We start from the raw sequence: 23886 nt of genomic DNA on the forward strand, positions 1-23886 counted from the left end.
CTGAGCTTTTCCGCGTAATCAGTTGCTTAACTTGGCAGCACGAACAAGGCTCGTTAAACTACGTGCCTCTGCCGAGGAGCGCTGCGACCCTTTTCATGCTTTTGCGTGGATCCGGGGCCAGGCTCGGCAATGATCAACGGCGCTCGCAAACCCAGCCGGTTTGTGGCGCCGTTCGTTTTTGCGGCGTGCCCGGCGTAATTTTGCTTTGCCGAGGTGATCATGCAGCAACCCGACCGTACCGCCGAACTTTCCGCCCTGCTTGCCAAGAAGATGCTCGTCCTTGACGGCGCCATGGGCACGATGATCCAGCGCCACGGATTGCAGGAGGCCGATTACCGCGGCACACGTTTTGCCGATCACGCGCACGATCTCAAGGGCAACAATGACCTGCTGGTGCTGACCCGGCCGGACATCATCGGCGGCATTCACCGCGAATATCTTGAGGCCGGTGCCGACATTCTCGAGACCTGCACCTTCAATTCGACCGCCGTGTCGCAGGCCGACTACAAGCTCGAAGCCATCGTCTACGAGCTGAACATGGAAGGCGCCGCGCTGGCCCGCCGGCTGTGCGACGAATTCACCGCCGCCAACCCGGCCAAGCCGCGTTTTGTCGCCGGCGTGCTCGGCCCGACGAGCCGCACCGCGTCGATCTCGCCGGACGTCAACGACCCTGGTTACCGCAACGTCACTTTCGATGCGCTGGTCGCCGATTACCTCGAAGCGATCCGCGGCCTGACCGACGGCGGCGCCGACATCCTGCTCGTCGAAACCATTTTCGACACGCTGAACGCCAAGGCCGCCCTGTTCGCCATTGAAAAGTTCTTCGATGCCGCTGGCCGGCGCTGGCCGGTGATGATCTCCGGGACGATTACCGATGCCTCCGGCCGCACGCTGTCCGGCCAGACGGCTGAAGCGTTCTGGAATTCGCTGTCACACGTCAAGCCGGTTTCCTTCGGCCTGAACTGTGCGCTCGGCGCCAGCGAGTTGCGCCAGTACGTCGAGGAACTCTCCCGCATTTGCGACTGCTACGTCTCGGCTCACCCGAATGCCGGTCTGCCCAACGCGTTTGGCGGCTACGACGAAACAGCCGACATGCTGGCCAACGAAATCGAGAGCTGGGCCAAGGCCGGCATAGTCAATATCGTCGGCGGCTGCTGCGGCACCTCGCCCGAGCACATCAAGGCCATCGCCGAACGGGTTGCCACGGTCAACCCGAGAAAAGTGCCGAAAATCGAAAAGAAGCTGCGCCTGTCCGGGCTCGAGCCCTTCAACGTCGGCGCCGATTCGCTCTACGTGAACGTCGGCGAGCGGACCAACGTCACCGGCTCGAAGGCTTTCGCGCGCATGATTTTGGAGGGACGCTTCGATGACGCGCTGGCCGTCGCCCGCCAGCAGGTCGAAAACGGCGCGCAGGTCATCGACATCAACATGGACGAGGCGATGCTCGACTCGATCGCCGCCATGGACCGCTTCCTCAAGCTGATCGCCTCGGAGCCGGACATTTCGCGCGTGCCGATCATGATCGACTCGTCGAAATGGGAAGTCATCGAAGCCGGCCTCAAGTGCATTCAGGGCAAGGGCATCGTCAATTCGATCTCGATGAAGGAAGGCGAGGCCAAGTTCATCGAACACGCCCGCCTCGCCCGCCGCTACGGCGCCGCGGTGATCGTCATGGCCTTCGACGAGAAGGGTCAGGCAGATACCTATGCCCGCAAGACCGAGATCTGCAAGCGCGCCTATGACCTGCTGCTGAGCATTGGTTTCCCGGCCGAAGACATCATTTTCGACCCGAACATTTTCGCCATCGCCACCGGCATTCCGGAACACGACAACTACGCCGTCGATTTCATTGAATCGGTGCGCTGGATCAAGCAGAACCTGCCGCACGCCCACATTTCCGGCGGCGTTTCCAACGTGTCGTTTTCTTTCCGCGGCAACGATGCCGTGCGCGAGGCGATCCACACCGTTTTCCTCTACCACGCCATCAAGGCCGGCATGACCATGGGCATCGTCAATGCCGGCATGCTCGGCATCTACGACGATCTGGAGCCGGAACTGCGGCAGAAGGTCGAGGACGTGGTGCTCAACCGCAACCCGAACGCTGGTGAAGCGCTCGTCGACTTCGCCCAGACGGTGAAAGAAGGCAAGGCCAAGGACACCGGCCCCGACCTTTCATGGCGCGAGCAATCGGTCGAAAAGCGCCTTGAACACGCCTTGATCAAGGGCATCACCGAGTTCGTCGTGGCCGATACCGAAGAGGTGCGCGCCCAGCTCGAAGCCGCCGGCAAGCCGCCGCTCGCCGTCATCGAAGGCCCGCTGATGGCCGGCATGAACCACGTCGGCGACCTGTTCGGCGCCGGCAAGATGTTCCTGCCGCAAGTCGTCAAATCGGCCCGCGTCATGAAACAGGCGGTCGCCCATCTGCTGCCCTACATCGAAGCGGAAAAGACCCGCACCGGACTGGGCAGCAAGGGCAAGATCCTGATGGCCACGGTCAAGGGCGACGTGCACGATATCGGCAAGAACATTGTCGGCGTCGTGCTTGGCTGCAATGGCTACGATGTCGTCGACCTCGGCGTCATGGTCTCCTGCGACAACATCCTGAAAGCCGCGCTCGAACATCGCGTCGACATCATCGGCCTGTCCGGCCTGATCACGCCTTCGCTCGAAGAAATGGCCCACGTCGCCAGCGAAATGCAGCGCCTGAACATGAAGCAGCCGCTGTTGATCGGCGGCGCGACGACCAGCCGCGCCCACACGGCGATCAAGATCGCCCCGAATACCGATGGCGCCGTGGTTTACGTGCCGGACGCCTCGCGCGCCGTCGGCGTCGCCACCAAGCTGCTCTCGGTCGATCAGCGCGACGGCTACATGGCCGAGATCGTCGCCGAATACAAGGCCGTGCGCAGCGAACATGCCGGCCGCAAGGGCGCCACCATGGTCACGCTGGAAGAAGCCCGGGCCAACCGTTTCACCTGGAACCAGCCGTTCACGCCGACCATTCCGAAACAGCTCGGGCTGCAAACGCTCAACCCGAGTCTGGCCGATCTGGCGCTGCTCATCGACTGGACGCCGTTCTTCCAGAGCTGGGATCTGGCCGGCCGCTATCCGGCCATCCTCGAGAATGAGACGGTCGGCGAAACGGCCCGTCAGTTGTTCGCCGACGCCAAGGCCATGCTGGCCAAAATCGTCAGTGAAAACTGGCTGTCGGCCCGCGCCGTCTTCGGCCTCTACCCGGCCAGCGCCGAGAATGAAGACATCATCATCTACGCCGACGAGTCACGAACCACCGAACTGACCCGCTGGGTCGGCCTGCGCCAGCAACACAAGCAGCCGCCCGGCCGCTTCAATCTGGCCCTCGCTGACTATGTCGGCCAGCGCGACTACGTCGGCGCCTTTGCCGTCACCGCCGGCCACCGCATCGAAGAGCGCGTCGCCGCTTTCGAAGCCGCCAACGACGACTACTCGGCGATCATGCTCAAGTCGCTGGCCGACCGTCTGGCCGAAGCGGCCGCCGAGTGGCTGCATCTGCAAATCCGCACCCAATATTGGGGCTACGCCAACGACGAATCGCTCACCAACAACGAGCTGATCAACGAGCAATACACAGGCATCCGCCCCGCCCCCGGCTACCCGGCCTGCCCGGACCACACCGCCAAGCGCGAACTGTTCGCCCTGCTCGACGCCCCCGCCAACGCCGGCATGGAACTGACCGAGTCCTGCGCCATGACCCCGGCAGCGGCGGTGTCCGGGTTCTACATCGGGCATCCGGCGGCGGCGTACTTTGCCATTCCGAAGATCGGGCGCGATCAGCTGGAGGACTGGGCCAGGCGCAAGAATATGTCGATCAAGGATGCCGAATACTGGCTGGCCCCACTGCTCTGATCCTGCACCGGCGGACGGCGCCTATTGCGCGGCGTCGTCTGCCTTGAAGCTGTATGCCTCAGCCGCGTAGAACTGCCACCGCGTATCGCCAACCAGTTCCAGCACCTGCTTGTGGTATTTGAGGATGGCCGGACGGTGGGCAACGCTGACCAGCGTCGTCTTCATCTGCAGCAGTTGCTGGTAAAGCGCCGTCTCGTTGGCGCTGTCCAGAGCGCTGGTCGCTTCGTCGAGAATGGCGAAGCGGGGTTTGCTGAGCAGGATGCGGGCAAAGGCCAGGCGCTGCTGCTCGCCAACCGAGAGCACTTTTTGCCAGTCCATCTCGGTATCCAGTCCGCCAAAACGATTGGCCAGATCGGGCAGGTTCACCTTTTCCAGCACCTTGAGCAGCTCGGCGTCGGGAAACGAGCGTCCCTTGTACGGGTAGAGCAACTGGCTGCGCAGGGTGCCGAGCAGCATGTAGGGCTGCTGGGGCAGAAACAGGATGTCGTTGGGCTGCGGCCGGAAGATGGTGCCGCTGCCGGCGTACCAGAGGCCGGCGATGGCGCGCAGCAGCGAGCTTTTGCCGCTGCCGCTCTGGCCGACGATCATCAGGTTTTCACCGGGACGGATATCCAGCGAGAGGTTCTCGATCAGCGTTCGCTCGTAGTTCGGCGTTTGCAGGGTGACGTTTTCGAGGCTCAGGTGCGGGGCGTCGACTGACAGAATGGTGCTCGCATTGCACGCATTTCCGGCCGGATGACCCGGGAGAAAACGGGCCAGGGCATCGAGCCGGTCGACGCCGGCTGCGAAGCGGCTCAGGGTTTCGAAATTTTCAACAATCAGCGAGAAGGCAGCGAGCACGGCAGCAAAGGCGCCGGCTGCCTGAATCGCCCGGCCGACTTCAAGCTCACCCGAGAGCACCCGTGAAGCAATGATGGCGCTGGGCAGAACGATGGTCAGCAAACCGTAGGCATGCTGGAAGAAATTGAGCCCGAGCTGGCTGCGAATCAGGCGCTTGAAATTCTTGAAGGCGGCGGCGAAGCGTTGCCTGACCTGTTGCAGCTCCTGCGCCTCGCCGCGATACAGGGCAATCGATTCGGCGTTCTCGCGAATGCGCACCAGGCTGAAACGGAAATCGGCTTCGCGGCGTAGCTGGTAAAAGTTGAGGCTCATCAGCCGGTTGCCGAAGACAAAAATGGTGATCAGCGTCCCGGCCGTGGCGTAGAAGACCAGAAAATAGACCAGCTCCCGCGAAATCGACCAGAGCACGGTGCTGAAAGCGACCAGTTGCAGCACCGAGCCGATGAAAATGAGCAGGAAATAAAGCGAGCGCTGGGTGAAGGTGTTGATGTCTTCGGCGACCCGCTGATCGGGATTGTCGATGCCGGCGTTGGCATTCAGCTCGTAGAAATGCCGGTGGCTGAAATAGCTGTCGAGAAAACGATGGGTCAGCCAGCGCCGCCAGTGGATGCCGAGCGTGTCGCGGACAAAATAATACAGGGCGTAGATCGGTACGGCCGCGATCAGCAGCCCGAGGCAAAACTTGATCGACGCCCAGAAGCGCTCTTCATCACGGGCCGCCAGGGCCGAGGTGAACTCCCCGGTCTGCTCATTGAACAGCACGGCAAAGCGGGTCTGACCAAGCAGCAGCAGAACGAGCAGGGTGAGCAATCCCCAGGCCTTGAGCTTCTCGTCCTGACGCCAGTAAGGCGAGGCTATGGCCCAGAATCGTTGCCAGAGATGCCGGTCAGGAGGCTTCATCATTTGATCGCCGCAGTCTGTCCAGGCGGGCCGGAAATCGGTCCCCATCTGTTGATCCAGTTTTACTCTCAGGATCATGCCCAGGTCAAGCCGCCAGGCAAACGCCAAACAAGGCCCGAAATCGACGAAAATCCCGCCTATGAATTCCGCTCACAACGTCGACCTGGCTCCCTTCAACACCCTGGCCCTGCCCGGCAAGGCGGCCGCCTATCAAAAAATCACCGCCCCCGATCAGTTGGCGGCGCCGGAATTGGTCGGCCAGCGCCGCTTCATTCTCGGCGGTGGCAGCAATCTGGTCCTGACCGGCGATTTTGCGGGCCTCGTCCTGCACATGGCGATTCCCGGCAAGCGCTTGCTGAAGGAGGACGCCGAGGCTTTCTACATCGAAGCCGGGGCTGGCGAGAACTGGCATGATTTCGTGCAATGGACCTTGCAGCAGGGTTGGCCGGGGCTGGAAAATCTGAGCCTGATTCCCGGCACGGTGGGCGCCGCGCCGATCCAGAATATCGGCGCCTACGGGCTGGAAGTCGGCGAATGCTTCCATTCGCTGACGGCCTGGGACTTTGAAAAACAGGCTTTTTTTCCGGTTGACCGTGGCAACTGCCGGTTCGGCTACCGGGACAGCATTTTCAAGCAGGAAGGCTGGCATTTGAGCGGACGGATGGCGATCACCTCGGTCGTTTTCCGGCTGCCCAAGGCGTGGACGCCCAACCTGCGTTACGCCGACGTGAATCAGGAATTGGCGGCACAAAAGATCGCGACGCCAACACCGCAGGATGTCGCCAAGGCGATCATCGCCGTTCGTCAGCGCAAGTTGCCTAACCCGGCGATCATTCCGAACACCGGCAGCTTCTTCCACAACCCGGTCGTCGAAGCGGCACAGGCCGAGGCGCTGGCCGCCGATTTCCCGAACCTGCCGCGCTATGCGCAGCCGGATGGCCGGGTCAAGCTGGCCGCTGGCTGGCTGATCGAGCAGGCCGGCTGGAAGGGGAAGAACCTCGGCCCGGTCGGCATGTATGAAAAGCAGGCGCTGGTCCTGGTCAATCGCGGCGGGGCGACGGGTGACGACGTCAAGCGCACGATGGCGGCGGTGCAGGCTGACATCAGGGCACGCTTCGGTGTCGAACTGAGCCCCGAACCGATTTTTCTTTGAACGCCTTACTCGGCTGACGCCACCTTCGGCCTGACAAACAGGCAGGCGGCGATGCCGGTGGCCAGCGCATCGGCCATCCGGGCCTGGCGCTCGGGATCGGCCAGCTCCAGTTCCTCGTCGCGATGCTTGATGACGCCGGCCTCAAAGAGCACGGCGGGCAGGGTCGTCCGGTAAAGCACGACGAGGTTGTCGTAATACCAGACCCCGTTTTCGGCGTCGGCCGCCAGATGCTTTCGCCCGTGCCAGGTCGACGGGGCGAAACCGGCCCGGCGCATCATGGCGCCGATGCTGGAGGCACAGCGCAAGCTGGTTTCCGGATCCGGATTCTGCGCCGAAACAAAGATTCCGTAGCCGCGCTTGACCTCGGTGTAGGTCTGCTCGGCGCCCTCCCAGATCCAGGGCTTCAGCCATGATTCACCGATCGAGTCATGGTGGATGGAGATGAAAAAGTCGCTGCCCGCCGCCTGCACGGGCCGCGCGATCAGGCTGCCGATGTCGCCGGCAAAATTGATTTCGCGCACCGCCTGGCCACGCTCGCGCAGGACACCGGCGAGAATCCCGGCGAATTCCTGGTTGAAGGCGAACTCCGGACGCCCGCGCGCGCTCGTCGCCCCGCCATCGAGGCCGCCATGCCCGACATCGACGGCTATCAGCGGCGGCGCGGCGATTGCCACGGTCAACCGGAAAAACAGGGCGAAAATGAAAACATTCTTGAAAGTCATCGGCCAATTATCGCGCCAAGTCGCCAATCCGTGCGGGAAAGCCACGGTGACCATGGAACGCCCGGCAAGTTTTGCGCTATAGTTTCTGGCCAGCCAGGGAGCAAAACAATGAGTAAAGAGACCATCCATCCGCGCGGCACCAGCGCCCACACACCTGACCTTAACTGGAGTCAGGTTCGCGAGACCGTGCTGATGCTCGAACTCTCTGCCGTGCAGATCGAAACCGCCATGAAGGACAGCAACGCTTCAGTCGACGTGCTGACCAATTCCTTCACCAGCATGGCCAGCTACATGCGGATGATTTCCGACACCGTGCAGACCCTCCCCGACCAGGGCGAAGTCGGCGTCGCCAAGCAAAATTTGAGCGGTATCTCCGACCACGTTTCGGGCATGGTCCATCAGGCCATCATCGCCTTTCAGTTCTACGACAAGCTGGTCCAGCGGCTGGCGCACGTCGGCATCAGCCTGGGCGATCTCAGCGACCTGGTGGCCGATGGGCAACGCCTCTACAACCCCAGCGAATGGGTTTCCCTCCAGGAAAAAATCCGGGCCAAATACACGACGCGCGACGAAATCGCCATGTTCGAAGCCGTCATGCACGGCATGCCGGTGCACGAAGCCGTCGACAAGTTCATGGCCGAAATGAAAGAGAAGAACGACGACATCGAGCTTTTTTAAGCCAGGCCATTCGCGCCGCTCATTGAAGCCAAGCGCCAATGACGGTAACATCAAGGCCTCATAGCGATGATGCCGGGATACCCGAAATGAATGCTCTGGAAGCCACCAGCCGTTACCTGAGAGCACGTCCGTGAACGCCGGGGACGGACTACCCGACCTGCCCGGCATCGACAAGGCCGATGGCCTCAAGCGCATGCTCAACAAGCCGGCGCTCTATGAAAAAATCCTGCGCGACTTTCACGCCCGCCTGATCGATGCGCCTCAGGTCATTCGCGCCACCCTGGCCAGTGGCGACTTCGTCAGCGCCGAACGCCATGCCCACAGTGCCAAGGGGCTGGCCGGAACGATCGGCGCGCTGGACCTGCAAAATGCCGCCATGGCACTCGAAAAGGCCCTGCGCGAGGGGGAATTGCCATCCGAACCGGTCTTCGGCCAGTTCGAGCTGGCGTTGCGCACCGTTATCGACGGAATCGCTGTCGGCTTCGGTATCGAATCGGCCGACTGAGCACCCGCTCAGAAATCGGCCGACGCTTCCCAGACGATGTTGGCTTTCGGCCCGCCCTTGCTGGTCCGCTCCAGCATGTCGATCAACGGCCAGGCACGCTGGCTCATGGCGACGACCGGCTCCTTTTTTTTCCCCGTCTCGTCCCGTTCGTCCTCATCCGGCGGTGGCGGCGGCGCCTCGGCACGTTTCACCGCATCGCGCAAGGTCTGTGCGGCCGGCGCCATCTCGGCCAGCGTAAAGGTTCCTCGCGCCGTCGTTGCCTTGCCGAGGACCTGCAACAGCGGCCGGGCCGCCTCTGCGAACATCAGCAATTCCCCCGTTTCACTGGAATAAAAGCGGACTAACATTGTTTTTCCTTTCCCTGCATGGATTCCCGGTTGTCACACTGCCCCGCCTTGGGCACAATGAGCCGGAGGGAGGCAATGAGCATGACAGCAAATATTAACGCCAATCCGCTAGAGACAGGGGCTGACGAGCTTGAGCGCTATGCGCTCGAGGAGTGCGTCAAACGTCATCGTTTCGATAACCGCGTTTCGGTGCTGATCCTTCCCGACAAACGGTGCGAAATGTCGATCAAGTTCGCCCGCCTCGGTGCCCAGGTGGTCGTTGCCGACCATCCCGATCTGCAACAGGAAATCGAGGGGCGAATACTCGCCGCCGCCCTGCGCGACGAAATCCTGTTTGCTCCCTGCGCCATGCCCGAACTGCCCGAAGACCCCCAGGGCGAGCCATTCGACATCATCATCGTCCGGCGCGGCCTGTGCGCCATGCCCTACGAAGAGGCCCGCCGCATTGTCCGGCAACTGCTGCTCAAGCTGAAGATCGGCGGCAAGTTGTATATCTCCGTCCTCGGCCTGCATTCTGAATTGAGCGAAGGATATGCCGCCAGTGAATCGAGCGTTGACCAACGTTTTGCCGCACTTTCGCCGGCACTCGCCGAAAAATACGGGATTCACGAGCAGGTCTGCCTGTACACCGAACGCAACCTCTTCATGCTGCTGCTCGAGGCCGGCGCCAGCGTCCTGCGCACGCTGACGACCACCTACGGCAACGTCAAGGGCGTCGCCGTTCGCGTCTGATGCGCCTCGGGGTCGACCTCGGCGGGACCAAGACCGAGATCATCGCATTGGCCGACGACGGCCGAGAATTGCTGCGCCAGCGTATTCCGACACCACAAGGCGACTACATGGCGACGCTGAAAGCCATTGCCAGGCTGGTCGAAAGCGTCGAAAACAGCCTCGGACAACGGGGCACGGTCGGCATCGGCATCCCCGGTGCCGAATCGCTGGCCACCAGCCTGATCAAGAACGCCAATTCCACCTGCCTGATCGGCAAGCCACTGAAGCGCGACCTGCAGGCCCTGCTCCAGCGTGAAATCCGCTTGGCCAACGACGCCAACTGCTTTGCACTGTCCGAAGCGGTCGATGGCAGCGGGCAGGATGCCGGGATCGTTTTCGGCATCATTCTCGGGACCGGCGTCGGTGGCGGCATCGTCATCAACCGGCAGGTGCTGACCGGCGCCAATGCCATCGCCGGCGAATGGGGCCACAATCCGCTGCCCCTGCCGAGCGGCGACGACCTGCCCTTGCCGCCCTGCTACTGCGGCCGCGCCGGCTGCACCGAGGCCTATCTTTCCGGCCCGGCGCTGGCTGCCGACCATTGCCGCCACACCGGACAAACACTGAGCGCGAGCGAAATCGACCGCCTTGCAGCCGACGGAGACCTCGCCTGCGAAGCTTCGCTGCGCCGCTACGAAGATCGCCTCGGCCGCGCCCTGGCCGGCGTCATCAACCTTCTCGATCCGCAGGTCATCGTCATCGGTGGCGGCCTGTCGAAAATGCAGCGGCTTTACCGTCATTTGCCGGAATGCTGCGGTCGACACGTTTTTTCGGACGTTTTTAACACAAAGTTTCTGCCACCGATGCATGGGGATTCCTCGGGGGTACGCGGCGCAGCGTGGTTATGGGATTGATGGCAAAATCCGGCGACCATGGCACACGTATCCCTCTTCATCGGCGGCATTCGGCCGCTCCCTGAGTCCGGTCGCCCGACTGGCATGTACAAGCAGCCGGCGGTCGGCCGGCTCGAACTCGGCCCCGAAGGCTTCATCGGCGACGAGCAGGCTGACCGCCGCGTGCACGGCGGCCCGGAAAAAGCCGTCCACCTCTACCCGGCGCGCCATTATGCCAAGCTGGCCGAGCGCTTCCCGGAGGCCGCGCCGCAGCTCGTCATCGGCAGCCTCGGCGAAAACATGTCGACCGCCGAACTCGACGAAAACGACATCCGGATCGGCGACATCTGGCGCCTGGGCAGCGCCGAGCTGCAGGTTTGCCAGCCGCGCAATCCATGCTGGAAAATTGATGAACGCTTCGCCAGCGACGGCATGGCAGCCTTCATCGCCGAACATCGACTGACCGGCTGGTACTGGCGGGTTGTCAAACCCGGCCAAGTGGCGCCGGGCGATACGCTGGAGCTGCTGCAGGCGGCCGAAGGCAGCTTCACGCTGGCTGAAGCAATGCTGTGCTGGCAGGCTCACCGCCCCACCCTCGCCGATCTGGAAAAACTCGCCGCCAGCCCCGGAATCGCCAAAAATTGGCAACAAAAGATCGTTTCGCGTGTCGAATGGCTCCGAAAAAATCCAGAAAAAATATCGCCTACACCGGCGACGTTCCACGCAAAACCTGAAAACCAATGAACGATACCGACGCTCGCCGCCTGTGGATCAGGCTATTCCTGCCTTTTGCCGCCGGCTATTTCCTGTCCTATCTTTACCGAACGGCCAATGCCGTCATCGGGCCGGTTCTCGCCCGCGAACTCAATCTCGGCGACAACGCGCTCGGCCTGCTGACCAGCACCTATTTTCTTGCCTTCGGAGCCGCCCAGTTGCCGCTCGGCATGCTGCTCGACCGCTTCGGCCCGCGTCGCGTCGAGGCCGGCCTGCTGCTCATCGCCGCCGCTGGTGCTGCCGTTTTTGCCTTGTCCGATGCCCTCGGCGGCCTGGCCATTGGCCGCGCCATGATCGGGCTTGGCGTTTCGGCCTGCCTGATGGCTTCGTTCAAGGCCTTTGCCCAGTGGTTCCCGCCCGAACGGCAAGCCTCGCTGACCGGCTGGGTCATGGCCTCGGGCGGCCTCGGCGCGCTGGCCGCCTCGAAGCCGCTGGAAATGGCGCTCGGCTTTGCCACCTGGCAGGAAATAGCTTTCGGCCTGGCCGCCGCTACGCTGGCCGTCGCCGCGACACTTTGGTTCGTCGCGCCCGACAAGCCGGGCGAGGAAGGCGGCACGGGCTTCGCCGCCCAGATGGCCGGGGTAAAAAGCATTTTTTCCAGCCCGCACTTCTGGCGCTATGCACCGATGGGCTTCTGGTTTACCGGCGGTTTCATGGCCGTGCAGGGCCTGTGGGTAGCACGCTGGATGACGGTCATGGAAGGGCTCGAAGGCGCGGCGATTGCCGCTCGCCTGACCTGGATGAGCGGCGCCATGCTGGCCGGCTTCCTGTTCATGGGCTTCTTCGCCACCGGACTGGTGCGGCGCGGAATCAAGCTCGATACCATCTATCGCGCTGCGATGTTCCTCGCCATCGGCCTGCTCGCCCTGATTACCTGCCTGCCCACCTTCGCCGGCAACCTGCTGTGGCCTGTCCTCGGCGCCTGTTTTTCGCTCTCCAATGTTTCCTATTCGCTGGTCGCCCAGGCCTTCCCGTCGGCGCTCTCGGGACGGGCGAACACCGCGCTCAATCTACTGGTATTTGCCGGCGCCTTCGGCCTGCAATGGGGCATCGGCATACTCGTCGATGCCCTGCAGGCCCAAGGCTGGGCTGGCGATGCGGCTTTCCGCACCGCCTTCTTCACGCTCTTAGGCGGCCAGTTTCTGGCCCTGCTCTGGATGCTCAGACCCCGCCGGCAAGTCTGAGACAACGAGGTCGACCTGCTGCATGTGGCCGACCTCCCCCGCCTCGGAAAGGTAAAGCCCGGCCGCCCGAATCTGCCCGAGCAGTTCGTTGGATTTCGTTTTTAGCGAAAATTCCGCGTTGACCGTGGAAGTGAAGAGGGCCCCGACGCCCTGCTGCTTGAGCGAGCCGAAACCGTCGCCCGACCAGACGCCGAGCTGGCTGAAAGCGGCGTCGGCCTCATCGATCCAGCCGTTGTGGTCGTCGTCGAGTTTGGCCAGATCGGCGAAACCATTGCCGCTGGCCACGCCGAACAACTCACTGCCATCGTCGGCCTTGCCATTGCCGTTTCGGTCGAGAACCAGATAGCCACTACCCTTGCCGATGCCGGGAATCTGCTCGGCAGTGCCATCGGCGTTCAGATCGAAGCTGATGCAATCTTCGGTCAACTCGCAGGCCCTACCGTTGAAACTGAGCATCAACGGATCGCTCAGCTTGACCGTGCCGCTCTCTTCTTCGACCTTCGCGCTGGCGTAATTGCGCTCCATGGCCAGCGCGTAGTCGAACTTGATCACCTTGCCATCGCAAGTCGTTACCGAACCGTTGCCGCAAACTGTCGTCTTTTCTGACTCAGTGACGCTTTCCCGGATCGTACGCTGCCAGTCGATTTCCAGGCCACGTCTCGGCGCAGCCGACTCGGCCGACTTAGCCGGCATCGCGTCGCCGGCGGCAAACTTTTCCTCAACTTTTTTGCCATCCATTGCCGCCATGATGGCGTCGATCAGCGATTGTAAAAGCTTCTGGAAATTCTGCCGTTCTGTAGTCCGCGCCTCATCCGGGCTCAGCGCAAGATGACTGAAAATGCCGCGAAACTCTCGCTCCGTGGTTATCTCCAGCGAATGGCTGCGGCTGGCTTCATGCGTGGCCGACAGTTGAACGTTCGATTCCTGAATTTTCATGATGAACTCCTTGCACGGTTTGGAATGACTCCACTGCAAGGGACGTGCCGCAATCGTCGAAATCAATCAACTCAAAACTCGAGCGGATCAACCTCGATGTGCCAGCGCAGTTTCGACGGCGCCTTGATGCCTTCGATCGCCTCCCGCCAGCGCGGCAGGAAATTCTGCAAGGCCGGGCGCGAACAGGATTCGGCGAGCAACTGGCCACGCTCCAGATTGGCCAGCCGGGCCAGCTTCATCGGCACCGGGTCATAGATCATGACGTTTTCGTGCTCGCTGATCATCGGCAAAGCGGCAGCCGTGTTCAGGAAGGCAATGGAATCGGCCATTTCCGGCGCCTCGGCGCGCAACACGGCCTGGAAGGCGTAGGGCGGGAAGCCGGCCTGCTCGCGTTCCTTGAGCTGCTGGGCGGCGAATCCGGGGAAGTCGTGATCGGCCAACGCGGCAAACAGCGGGTGATCCGGATACTCGGTCTGAATCAGCACTTCGCCCTTCAGTTCAGCTCGCCCGGCCCGCCCGGCGACCTGCATAAGCTGGGCAAAGAGGCGTTCCGGTGCTCGCCAGTCAGCGGCGTAGAGGGCGGCATCGGCGCCGAGCGCACCGACCAGCGTCAGCTTGGGAAAATCGTGGCCCTTGGCCAGCATCTGGGTGCCGACCAGAATGTCGGCCTGACCGCCATGGATGAGCTCCAGCATGGCCTCCCACTGCTTGCGACTCTTCACCGAATCACGGTCGACGCGCAGGACGCGCGCTTCGGGAAACTGCTCCTGCAGCCACGCCTCAAGACGCTGCGTACCGCGCCCAAACGGGTGAATGTCCTGATTGCCGCAAGTCGGGCAGGCTTTCGGAACACGGTGCTCGCAACCGCAGTGATGGCAGCGCAGACGGCGGTCGGCGAGGTGCAAGACCATGTTGGCCGCACAGCGCGTACACCGCGAAATCCAGCCGCAAGCCGGGCAAGCCAGCACCGGCGCATAACCACGACGGTTGAGGAAGACAAGGCTCTGTTCGCCACGCGCCAGACGCTCCGTGATGGCGGCAATCAACGGCTCGCTGACCCCCTCCTTCAAAACCATTTTGCGCGTATTGATGATGTGCACTGCCGGCAGCGTTGCTTCCGGATTGGCTCGCTGATTCAGGGTCAGCAGGCCATAGCGCCCGCCCTGCGCATTCGCCCACGACTCGAGCGATGGCGTCGCCGAGCCAAGCAGAATGGGAATGCCCAGCTGATGCGCCCGGAAAACGCCAACATCGCGCGCCGAATAACGCATGCCGTCCTGCTGCTTGAATGATGGATCGTGCTCTTCGTCGATAACAATCAAACCAAGCCGGGGCATGGGCGTGAAGATCGACAGCCGGGTACCGAGAATGATGCTCGCCTCGCCGGCAAAAGCTGCCCGCCAGTTGCGCTCGCGCGCTGCCTCGGCTAGTTCGCTATGCAGGGAGACGACGCCGGCCTCAGGAAAGCGTGCGCGAACCCGGCCCTCCAGCTGTGGCGTCAGGTTGATTTCCGGGACCAGCAACAAGGCTTGCCGCCCAGCGGCCAAGGCTTGCTCGACAAGGCGTAGATAGACCTCTGTTTTGCCGCTGCCGGTCACGCCATGCAACAGATGGACGGAAAAACCGGCGGCCGGGTCGATGGCAGCCAAAGCCGTGGCTTGTTCTTCGGTCAGGGCTGGTGGCTGAATTGCCTCCGGCTTTCGCGTGGCGCGTCCGCTGCGGCGATCCGGTGGATCGAGACGCTTGAGCCCGACCGGCAAGGCCTGCAGAACGACCTCGCCATATGCGGCCTGATAGTAAGTACTTGCGAATTCGCAGAGCCGAAAGAAATCGGCCGGCAGTGGCGGCAAGTCGCGCAGAATTTCGACTGCCCGCTTCAGCTGATCCAGTGGCCAGTCGCTTTCGCCAACCACGTCAACGATAACGCCCAGTTTCTCGCCACGCCCGAATGGGACGCGAACCCGGTAGCCGATATCTGCGGTCGACGCCGTTTCAGCCAGATAATCAAAAAGGCGATGTAACGGCAAATCGAGGGCGACGCGTAAAACGGGCATGGATTTACCGGCCAAAGCCGTTATTTCTCCAAAAATTCGGATTTATTGCGACCCCAAACCGGGGTTTTTGAGTTGTCCACAAAAACTGTGGATAACTTTGTGGATTTCTTTTTGACTTTGGCGCCAGGTAACGGTTTGGTAAGGATTACGTCACTTTGCCGAAATATTGAGCAACATCATTATTCGTTTAAATTCAATAATTTAAATAAACAATGCTGAGTCAAGGGGTTTTTGGATTTTATTTTTGGCGAGAGGCAAAACTCTGTGCATAAGTCAAGCCTTGCCCCTCACTTATAGCTATTACTTACGTAATACTCGGCTGTATGAATGGACCGTCTCGACGAGTGCGGTAACGCTATCCGGCGGAGTGAATTGGGAAATGCCGTGCCCAAGGTTGAAAACGTGGCCGGTATTGGCCGGGCCGAAGCTGTCGAGCACTTTTTTCGCTTCGGCTGCGACGATTTCCGGCTGCGCAAACAGTACATTCGGATCGAGATTGCCCTGGAGCGCTACCTTGTCACCAACGCGACGGCGGGCATCGCCGATGTCGATGGTCCAATCGAGGCCGACCGCATCGCAGCCGATATCAGCTATTTTTTCGAGCCACAGGCCGCCATTCTTGGTGAACACGATGCTCGGAATGCGCTGACCGTCTTTTTCCTTTTTCAGGCCGGCAACGATGCGACGCATGTATTGCAGCGAGAATTCCTCGTAGGCCGCGTTGGACAACGAACCGCCCCAGGTGTCGAAGATCATCACGGCCTGGGCGCCGCAGTCGATCTGGGCATTCAGGTAGGCAATCACGGAATCAGCCGTCACTGACAGGATGCGGTGCAGCAGGTCCGGGCGGTTGTAGAGCATGCCCTTGATGTTACGGAAATCGCTTGAGCCCTCGCCTTCGACCATGTAGCAGGCCAGTGTATAGGGGCTGCCAGAGAAACCGATGAGGGGCACCGAGTTATCCAGGGCGCGGCGGATTTCCGAGACGGCGTCCATCACGTAGCCGAGATGCTCGTAGGGATCTGGCGCGGTCAGGTTATTGATGGCCCATTCTTCGCGCAGCGGGCGCTCGAACTTCGGCCCCTCGCCTTCGGCGAAGTAGAGGCCGAGGCCCATGGCGTCGGGCACGGTCAGGATGTCGGAGAACAGGATGGCGGCATCGAGATCATAGCGGGCCAGCGGTTGCAGCGTGACCTCGCAGGCCATGGCTGGCGACTTGCACAGGTTCAGGAAGTTACCGGCTCGTTTGCGGGTTTCGCAATATTCGGGAAGGTAACGGCCAGCCTGGCGCATCAGCCAGAGAGGCGTATATTCGGTCGGCTCTTTGAGAAGGGCGCGCAGGAAAGTATCGTTCTTGGGTCGGCTCACGTCGGACTCCGCCAGAAATTCGGAAAGGCGGAATTATCCGCCTTTCCGGGCGCCGGGTCACTTCCGCCAGAAGGCGGGGGTCAGAACAACGAGCAGGGTGAATATTTCAAGCCGGCCGAGCAGCATGGCGAAGATGCAAATCCAGGTCTGGAAGTCTTCAAGAACGGCATAGGTTGTCGACGGGCCAACTACGCCGAGGCCCGGTCCGGTGTTGTTGACGCTGGCGACGATGGCCGTGAAGGCCGATACGATATCGAGTCCGGTAAAGGCCATGAGCAAGGTCAGAGAAACGATACTGACCATGTACATGAAGGCGAATGAGAGAACCGCAAACAGGATAGGCTGCGCCGCCGTCTGGCCACCAATTCTGATGTTGTATACGGCATTCGGGTGCATCGCCCGCACCAGTTCGCGATAGACCTGCTTGTAAAGCAGGATCGCCCGCATCATCTTGATGCCGCCCCCGGTCGACCCCGCGCTGGTGGCAAAACTGGACAGGAACAGCATCCACAATGGCGCGAAGATCGGCCACAACGCAAAATCAACGCTGGCGTAACCAGTCGTTGTCGCAATCGAAATGACATTGAAGGCTGAATGACGAAACGCCGTGTCAAGATCAGCGTAGGCACCGTCTTTCCAGATATAGAGCGCGACAACGAGGATACTGGCAGCACAGACTCCGATGAACCAAGCGGCTTCCGGATCACGTAGATAGGGACGCAAGGAGCGTCCGCTAACGGCCAGAAACAGCGTCCCGAAATTCATGCCGGCAAAAAGCATGAAAACGATCGACACTAACTCGATAACTGGCGAGTTGAAATACCCGAAACTGGCGTCGTGCGTCGAGAAGCCGCCCAGCCCCATGGTTGAAAAACCGTGGCAAACGGCGTCGAACCAAGTCATGCCTGCCCACCGGTAGCCCAGAATGCAAGCCATCGAGACACCGAAGTAAACCAGCCACAATCCCTTGGCTGTCTCGGCAATGCGCGGCGTCATTTTTGAGTCCTTCATCGGACCCGGTGTTTCCGCCTTGAACATTTGCCGACCACCGATACCGAGCAAAGGCAGAATGGCGATGGCCAGCACGATCAGACCCATGCCACCAATCCAGACCAACTGGTGGCGCCACAGGTTGATCGACATGGGCAGCGTATCCAGATTGGACAATACCGTTGCCCCCGTGGTGGTCAACCCGGAGACCGTCTCGAAATAGGCGTCGGTATGGCTGATGCCAAGCTGCAGCATGAGCGGAATAGCCGCAAAAGCCGGCAAGACTGACCAGACCAGAACAACCATCAGGAAGCCGTCGCGGATGTTCAACTCCCGCTTGCAGCGACGGTAGCGATACCAGAGAAAGGCGCCACACAACATGGTCAGCGCGAAGGCTTCGTCGTAGGCCGTCTGCGCACCGTCGTTGGTGACATAGGACAGTATCAGCGGTGCCAGCATGGTCAGGCCGAAGAGCATGATGATCATGCCCAGTGCCCGATAAACAGGGGCAAAACGTGTCACGGTCTACCCCTTAAAAGAAGTGAAAACTGACCTGGAACAGCTTTTCGACCTTCTTGACGAGCTTCTTGCGGGTGCAGAAAACGATCACATGATCCTCCGCTTCAATCACCGTGTCGTGGTGCGCGATGACGACCTCGCCGTGACGGGTAATCGAAGTCCAGTCATCGGTCTGGCCAACGATCACAGCCCTGTCAAAATGCCGCACCAGCGCGGCAACCGTGACGCCATGCGGCCAGTCGATCTGGTCGATACGCTTGCCAATGATCTGCGAGGTTTTCGCATCGCCATGGGCAACCAGTTCCAAAGCTTCAGCCGCACCGCGTCGCAGCGAATGAACCTCGGCCACGTCGCCTTGCCGGACATGCGCCAACAGAGCACCAATCGAAACCTGGGCCGGCGAAATACCGATGTCGATCGGCCCGCCTTCTATCATCTCGGCATAGGCACGACGGTTGATCAGGGCAACCACGCGTTTGCTGCCCAGACGCTTGGCCAGGCTACCGGACATGATGTTGTCTTCATCGTCGTTGGTCACAGCAAGAAAGAGGTCCATCTCGGCGATGTTCTCCCGCTCCAGCAGCTCCTCGTCAGTCGCGTCGCCAAGCAGGACAAGGGTGTTGTCCAGTTCATTGGCGATCAATTCGGCGCGTTCCTTGCGGCCTTCAATCAGCTTGATTTCGTAGCGTTTCTCCAGCGACTTGGCCAGACGCAAGCCAATGTTGCCACCGCCGGCGATCATGATCCGCTCGACCGGCTTCATCATCCGCCTGAGCTGGCGGAGAACCGGCCGGATGTGCTCGGCGGCAGCCAGCAGAAAGACCTCGTCGCCGGCCTCAACAACCGTTTCGCCTTCGGGAAAAACAGCCTGGTCACGGCGAAAAATGGCGGCAATCCGGGCATCCATGTCGGGCGGCAGAAACTCGCGCATCTGCTTGATCTGCTTGCCGACCAGCAAGCCACCCTCGTAAGCGCGCACAGCCACCAGGCTGACCCGCCCCTTGGCAAAATTGAGCACCTGCAGTGCTTCGGGAAACTCGATCAGGCGACGAATATACTCGGTAATCACCTGTTCCGGGCAGAGCGCGAAATCCACCGCAAAATTTTCCGGCGACAGCAGGCTCTCGTCCTCGAGAAAGTCGCGCGAACGCAGACGGGCAATCCGCGTCGGCACATTGAAGACGCTGTGCGCCAGCTTGCACGCCACCAGATTGGACTGGTCACTTTGAGTCACCGCAATGACCATGTCGGCGTCTTCCGCCCCGGCTTCGCGCAGCGTCGACGGCGTCGCCGCGTTGCCGACCACCGTGCGCAGATCGAGCCGGTCCTGCAACTGGGCGAGCCGTGCAGCATCGTAGTCTACGATCGTAATGTCGTTTTCTTCTGAAACCAGACCTTCAGCGACACTGGCGCCAACCTGCCCGGCACCGAGAATGATGACTTTCATGTCTCCCCCCTTGTATCCGGGTAATTATTCTTCGCTGCGTTTGCCGAGCTTGACGTCCAGTTGTTTGAGTTTTCGGTACAAATGCGTGCGCTCAAGCCCGGAGCGATCAGCCAGCTTGGTCATGTTGCCACCTTCAAGACGCAGATGATGCTCGAAGTACATTTTTTCAAAAGCATCGCGTGCCTCGCGCAAGGGTTGATCGAAGAGCGGCAGCAACGAAAGCATCTCAGGGTTGCCACCAGCGTCTACCGGCATGACACGGGCAACGTCGTCGGCGCTGATTTCTTCTTCGAGGGAAGTGATCGCCAGATTGCGCACCAGCGCATAAAGGTCGTTCCAGCTTGATTCCGGGTTGGTTTTCCAGGACAAGGTGCGCAGTGCATTGAGCGCTCCGCTCGACAAACGACGCGCTTGCACCTCGCCGCGCTCGACGAAATTGGTCAGCAGAAGGCTGGCGATTTCCGGCAGCTCATCACCATGCCCGGCCAGCGACGGCATGGCTACCCAGATTTCGCCAAGACGGGCCAGCAGCTTGCTGTCCCAGCCCGCTTCGCTGAGTGCGCTGGCACTGCTCAGCGTGGCGGCGATCATTTGCAAATTGAGCTTTTCCAGCCGGTCGACCGCAAAAGCCATATTCATTTGCTGCATTTTGCCAAGCCCGGCCATATCCGGCACGAACAGGATGCCTCCGGACACTTTTTCGAGCATTTCCTGCGTCAGGGCACTGCTCACACCTGACAAATCAAGCCATGGTGCACGCGGCGGCTGCAGGGTCCGGGCGCAAATTTCGGCCATGCCGCCATTGGCCCCCTTGATCAGCAAAATGGGGGACTTTGCCGCCGCCTGCTCAAGGCGGCGCTTGAACTCCTTGACGAAGGAAAGACGACTGAACGCCTCCAATGTCAGCGCCGGGCGGGCCGGGGACTTGTCGTGCTTGAGGGCTTTCTGGACGGTAGAAAGCAGTTTTTGCAGGGCGATTGGCTTTTCGAGGAAATCGAAGGCGCCGAAGCGCGTCGCCTCAACCGCCGTATCGATCGTGCCGTGTCCGGACATCATCACCACCGGCATATTGAGATGCCCGGCCGCGTGCCACTCCTTGAGCAGCGTGATGCCATCGGTGTCGGGCATCCAGATGTCGAGCAGCACGAGGTCTGGACGCAATTCGCTGCGGATCAGGCGGGCAGCCGTGGCATTTTCGGCGACACGCACGTCGTAGCCTTCGTCGATCAGGATTTCCGACAATAGTTCGCGAATACCGACTTCGTCGTCAACGACCAGAATGATTGCCATTTTTGACTTCCTCCGCTTTCACCAGGGGCAGGCGAATATCGATCCGCGCGCCGCCCTCGGGTGCATTGCTTATTTCGATGGTACCCAGGTGTTCTTCGACAATTTTTTTGACAATGGGCAAGCCGAGGCCTGTGCCACGGGCCTTGGTGGTGACATAAGGTTCGAAGATGCGCGGCAACAGTTCGACCGGAAAACCGGGTCCGTTGTCGGCAATGGTCAGGCTGGCTTGACGGCCGACGGCTTCGGTCTGGATCAGGATGCGCGTCTCGTCACGGCCTTCCAGCGCGTCTTCGGCGTTGCGCAGCAGATTGTGGATGATCTGCCGCAATTGCGTGGCATCGCCGAGAATGGGTGGCAAATCGGCGGCCAGTCGCGTTTCGATGGTCGCCGATGAACTTTCGTAGAGTCCCAGCACTTCGCCGATCAGTTCGTTGAGGTCGAGCTCCGCCACTTCCGGTGCCGGCATCCGGGCGTAATCGCGGAAATCGTCGACCATGCGCTTCATGGCCTGGACCTGGTTGATGATTGTCTGCGTGCCGCGCGCCAGCATGTCGGCATCGCCGTTGGAAAGCTTGTCGGCCAGCTTGAATTGCAGGCGCTCGGCCGAAAGCTGGATCGGCGTCAGCGGATTCTTGATTTCATGTGCCAGACGACGCGCCACTTCGCCCCAGGCAGCGCTGCGCTGGGCCGCAATCAGGCGCGTGACGTCGTCAAAGACCACAACATCGCCACCACCGCTGGCTTCCGGCAGACGGGAACCGCGCAACAACAACACCTGCGGCATTCCGTTCGGCCGTTCCATTTCGAGCTGGGCTTGCCATTCGGCTTCTTCCGTACCTGAAAAATGTTCCCGGATAAAAGCACCAAGGGCCTGTTGACGCGGCCAATGATCAGCCGGCGACCCAACCAGGCCCATGAAATCGTCGTTCAGAATGGTCAGGGCCCCCTCGTTGACCGTGCGCAGGACGAAATGGCGGTCAAAAACCAGCACCCCGGTGGACAGATTGGCCAGGATCGATTCGAGATAGCCACGCGCCGATTCAAGTTCCGCCCGATGGCGCTCGGTTTCGCGTCGGGCATCATCAAGCTGGCGGGTCATCCGGTTGAAGGACTGGGTCAAAACACCCAGTTCGTCGCCGCTGTAGATGGCCTGGCGCGGCGAAAAGTCGCCTTGCGCCACAGCCTGCGTGCCTTCGGCCAGAATATAGAGCGGCGCGGCCAGCCGACGGGCCATCACATAAGCCAGCGCGAAGGCGCCGAAGAGGGCAACGAGCACGGTCAGCGTCAGCGTCAGGGCATAAATGCGGGTCAGACCTTCGCGGGCCAGATGCAATTCCTGATAATCGCGATAAACGCCCTGCACGGCATCGGCGTCATGGGCCAGTCCCGGCGGCACCGGTTGGGTCATTTGCAGGATGCGCGGCTCCTCGAACATACCGCGGGAGCTGACCGGCACGAGCACGCGCAGGTAAAGTTTGCCACCATCGCCTTCGATGGTACTCACCATCTGCGTGCTGCGCGCCTGTTTGAGCTGGGCCTGGCTGGGCAAATCGGGGAGCAGGCTGGACAGTTCGGTGGTGGCGCTCGACAGTAATTGGCCGCCGACTGAAAACAGCGCTACCGACTGAACGCCCTTCTCTTCGCGCAGGCGCAACAGGGCCGAGCGGCGCGACGATTCTTGAATGTCGGACAATTCTGCAGCGACACTGCGCGCCTTTTCGCCGAGATCGAGCAACAGCGAATCAAGTGCCGAGCGGCCGAGTTGCAGGCCGGATTCGAGGGCCTTCTCGACGCGCACATCGAACCAGCTTTCGATCGACCGGGTAACGAACTGCACCGACACGCCATAGACCAGCGCCCCGGGCAATACGGCGATGACGCCGAACATCAGCATCAGGCGCAGCTTGAGGCGGGCGCCGAAAACCTGGGCCTGATAATCACGCCACAGCGTGCGCAACTGCCAGCCGACCAGGCCGAGCATACCAAGCGCCAGCACGACATTAAGCGCGATGAGCAGCGGATAGTTGCGGGAGAAAAGCACGGTATCCGCTGCCGTGGACATCAACAGCAGGAACCACAGGATGCCGCCAACGGCTGCCGCAAATGCCCCGCCCGCTGCGACGATACGCTTCACTTGGCCTCCGCCGCGGGCAAGTTGGCCGGCCAGGTTTTCCAGTCGGACCCGAGGCTCCAGTCCTTGTTGCCAAGAGCGCTGATCTGGAAGGGACGCGGCAATTGGGTAACGTCGAGCCGCATGCGCAACGATGCTTCGTAAGGTTCGCCAGGACGGACCAGTTTTTCGTTCTTGTCGATGACCGTCCAGCTGCGCAGCCGGGCCAGCACCTGCATGGCCTCGGACAGGGTCTGGAACGACTGATGCAGACCACCAGTGGTCAGCCGGTATTGCCGGGTCAACGCGTGGTAGGACAGGCGATAGGTCTGGCTGCGGCTGACCAGTTTTTCATCGAGCCAATACCAGCGGGCTTTGCTCAACTCGAAATCGGCGACGAAATAGAGCACGACGCCCTTGGTCACCGCTTCTTCGAGGCGCGGATTCAATTCGAACTTGAAATCGGCAGAAAGAACATAGCCATCTTCGCTGGCTGAAAGCTGCGGATTGCTGATGTCGATTTCTGCGGTCCACGCCAAAACAGGCACCAATAGCAGCAACAGCAGCCATCGGCGCAGAG

19 protein-coding genes and 1 riboswitch are annotated in these 23886 nt (G+C 61.1%); of the genes, 8 read left to right on the forward strand and 11 right to left on the reverse strand.

Going from position 1 to position 23886, the window contains the following annotated elements; genetic code table 11:
- Window positions 1-67 precede the first annotated feature (67 nt).
- Window positions 68-152, forward strand: a riboswitch (S-adenosyl-L-homocysteine riboswitch).
- 67 nt (window positions 153-219) lie between these two features.
- Complete coding sequence (gene metH, locus AC07TV_RS00265; protein ID WP_494646390.1) at window positions 220-3885, forward strand: methionine synthase; 3666 nt, start codon at window positions 220-222, stop codon at window positions 3883-3885.
- A 21-nt stretch (window positions 3886-3906) separates the two neighbouring features.
- On the opposite strand, the gene AC07TV_RS00270 is transcribed toward metH, so the two are convergent.
- Window positions 3907-5628, reverse strand: a complete 1722-nt coding sequence (locus AC07TV_RS00270; protein WP_494646391.1) for an ABC transporter ATP-binding protein/permease — start codon at window positions 5626-5628, stop codon at window positions 3907-3909.
- 136 nt (window positions 5629-5764) lie between these two features.
- On the opposite strand from AC07TV_RS00270, the gene murB reads away from it, so the two are divergent.
- Window positions 5765-6778 (forward strand): UDP-N-acetylmuramate dehydrogenase, encoded by a 1014-nt coding sequence (murB, locus tag AC07TV_RS00275; RefSeq protein WP_494646392.1) that lies wholly within the window; start codon window positions 5765-5767, stop codon window positions 6776-6778.
- Between the two features lie 5 nt (window positions 6779-6783).
- Here murB and AC07TV_RS00280 read toward each other — a convergent pair whose 3' ends face one another.
- Window positions 6784-7500: an N-acetylmuramoyl-L-alanine amidase family protein gene (locus AC07TV_RS00280; protein ID WP_494646393.1), complete on the reverse strand. Its 717-nt coding sequence runs from the start codon at window positions 7498-7500 to the stop codon at window positions 6784-6786.
- Window positions 7501-7608: 108 nt separating this feature from the next.
- On the opposite strand from AC07TV_RS00280, the gene AC07TV_RS00285 reads away from it, so the two are divergent.
- Together AC07TV_RS00285 and AC07TV_RS00290 are read left to right on the forward strand one after the other, a co-directional pair.
- Window positions 7609-8178 (forward strand): hypothetical protein, encoded by a 570-nt coding sequence (locus tag AC07TV_RS00285; protein WP_494646394.1) that lies wholly within the window; start codon window positions 7609-7611, stop codon window positions 8176-8178.
- 130 nt (window positions 8179-8308) lie between these two features.
- Window positions 8309-8683 (forward strand): Hpt domain-containing protein, encoded by a 375-nt coding sequence (locus tag AC07TV_RS00290; RefSeq protein WP_494646395.1) that lies wholly within the window; start codon window positions 8309-8311, stop codon window positions 8681-8683.
- Between the two features lie 8 nt (window positions 8684-8691).
- On the opposite strand, the gene AC07TV_RS00295 is transcribed toward AC07TV_RS00290, so the two are convergent.
- On the reverse strand, window positions 8692-9030 hold the full coding sequence (locus tag AC07TV_RS00295) for a DUF1840 family protein (RefSeq protein WP_494646396.1): 339 nt from the start codon (window positions 9028-9030) through the stop codon (window positions 8692-8694).
- A gap of 81 nt (window positions 9031-9111) precedes the next feature.
- Between AC07TV_RS00295 and AC07TV_RS00300 the strand changes: the two genes are divergently transcribed.
- The 4 genes from AC07TV_RS00300 to AC07TV_RS00315 are packed head-to-tail and all read left to right on the forward strand — an operon-like array spanning window position 9112 to window position 12592.
- Complete coding sequence (locus AC07TV_RS00300) at window positions 9112-9762, forward strand: class I SAM-dependent methyltransferase (protein ID WP_494646397.1); 651 nt, start codon at window positions 9112-9114, stop codon at window positions 9760-9762.
- Window positions 9762-10655 (forward strand): ROK family protein, encoded by an 894-nt coding sequence (locus AC07TV_RS00305; RefSeq protein ID WP_494646398.1) that lies wholly within the window; start codon window positions 9762-9764, stop codon window positions 10653-10655. The genes AC07TV_RS00300 and AC07TV_RS00305 overlap by 1 nt, the downstream gene beginning before the upstream one ends.
- Window positions 10656-10673: 18 nt before the next feature.
- Window positions 10674-11378, forward strand: a complete 705-nt coding sequence (locus tag AC07TV_RS00310; protein WP_494646399.1) for an MOSC domain-containing protein — start codon at window positions 10674-10676, stop codon at window positions 11376-11378.
- On the forward strand, window positions 11375-12592 hold the full coding sequence (locus AC07TV_RS00315) for an MFS transporter (RefSeq protein WP_494646400.1): 1218 nt from the start codon (window positions 11375-11377) through the stop codon (window positions 12590-12592). Before AC07TV_RS00310 ends, AC07TV_RS00315 begins: the two co-directional genes overlap by 4 nt.
- Here AC07TV_RS00315 and AC07TV_RS00320 read toward each other — a convergent pair.
- From AC07TV_RS00320 to AC07TV_RS00355, 8 genes are all read right to left on the reverse strand, one after another.
- The gene (locus AC07TV_RS00320) at window positions 12536-13528 is read right to left on the reverse strand and encodes an SPM autocatalytic domain-containing protein (RefSeq protein WP_494646401.1); all 993 of its coding nucleotides are present in this window, start codon (window positions 13526-13528) and stop codon (window positions 12536-12538) included. The two genes, AC07TV_RS00315 and AC07TV_RS00320, sit on opposite strands and share 57 nt — an antisense overlap.
- Before the next feature lie 71 nt (window positions 13529-13599).
- Window positions 13600-15582, reverse strand: coding sequence for a primosomal protein N' (locus AC07TV_RS00325; RefSeq protein WP_494646402.1), 1983 nt, complete (start codon window positions 15580-15582; stop codon window positions 13600-13602).
- Between the two features lie 300 nt (window positions 15583-15882).
- A complete protein-coding gene (gene hemE / locus AC07TV_RS00330) occupies window positions 15883-16950 on the reverse strand; it encodes a uroporphyrinogen decarboxylase (protein ID WP_494646403.1) in 1068 nt (355 codons plus the stop codon).
- Window positions 16951-17007: 57 nt separating this feature from the next.
- Window positions 17008-18462, reverse strand: a complete 1455-nt coding sequence (locus AC07TV_RS00335) for a TrkH family potassium uptake protein (RefSeq protein ID WP_494646404.1) — start codon at window positions 18460-18462, stop codon at window positions 17008-17010.
- A 10-nt stretch (window positions 18463-18472) separates the two neighbouring features.
- Window positions 18473-19906 carry a Trk system potassium transporter TrkA gene (gene trkA, locus AC07TV_RS00340; protein ID WP_494646405.1) on the reverse strand — a complete coding sequence of 478 codons (1434 nt, stop codon included), beginning with the start codon at window positions 19904-19906 and terminating at the stop codon, window positions 18473-18475.
- A gap of 24 nt (window positions 19907-19930) precedes the next feature.
- The gene (locus AC07TV_RS00345) at window positions 19931-21196 is read right to left on the reverse strand and encodes a sigma-54-dependent transcriptional regulator (RefSeq protein WP_494646406.1); all 1266 of its coding nucleotides are present in this window, start codon (window positions 21194-21196) and stop codon (window positions 19931-19933) included.
- The gene (locus tag AC07TV_RS00350) at window positions 21174-23330 is read right to left on the reverse strand and encodes a sensor histidine kinase (protein ID WP_494646407.1); all 2157 of its coding nucleotides are present in this window, start codon (window positions 23328-23330) and stop codon (window positions 21174-21176) included. The genes AC07TV_RS00345 and AC07TV_RS00350 overlap by 23 nt, the downstream gene beginning before the upstream one ends.
- On the reverse strand, window positions 23327-23854 hold the full coding sequence (locus tag AC07TV_RS00355) for a DUF4390 domain-containing protein (protein WP_494647366.1): 528 nt from the start codon (window positions 23852-23854) through the stop codon (window positions 23327-23329). Before AC07TV_RS00355 ends, AC07TV_RS00350 begins: the two co-directional genes overlap by 4 nt.
- Window positions 23855-23886: the final 32 nt, after the last annotated feature.

This window comes from Azonexus sp. GW821-FHT04F04 (genome assembly GCF_059420025.1).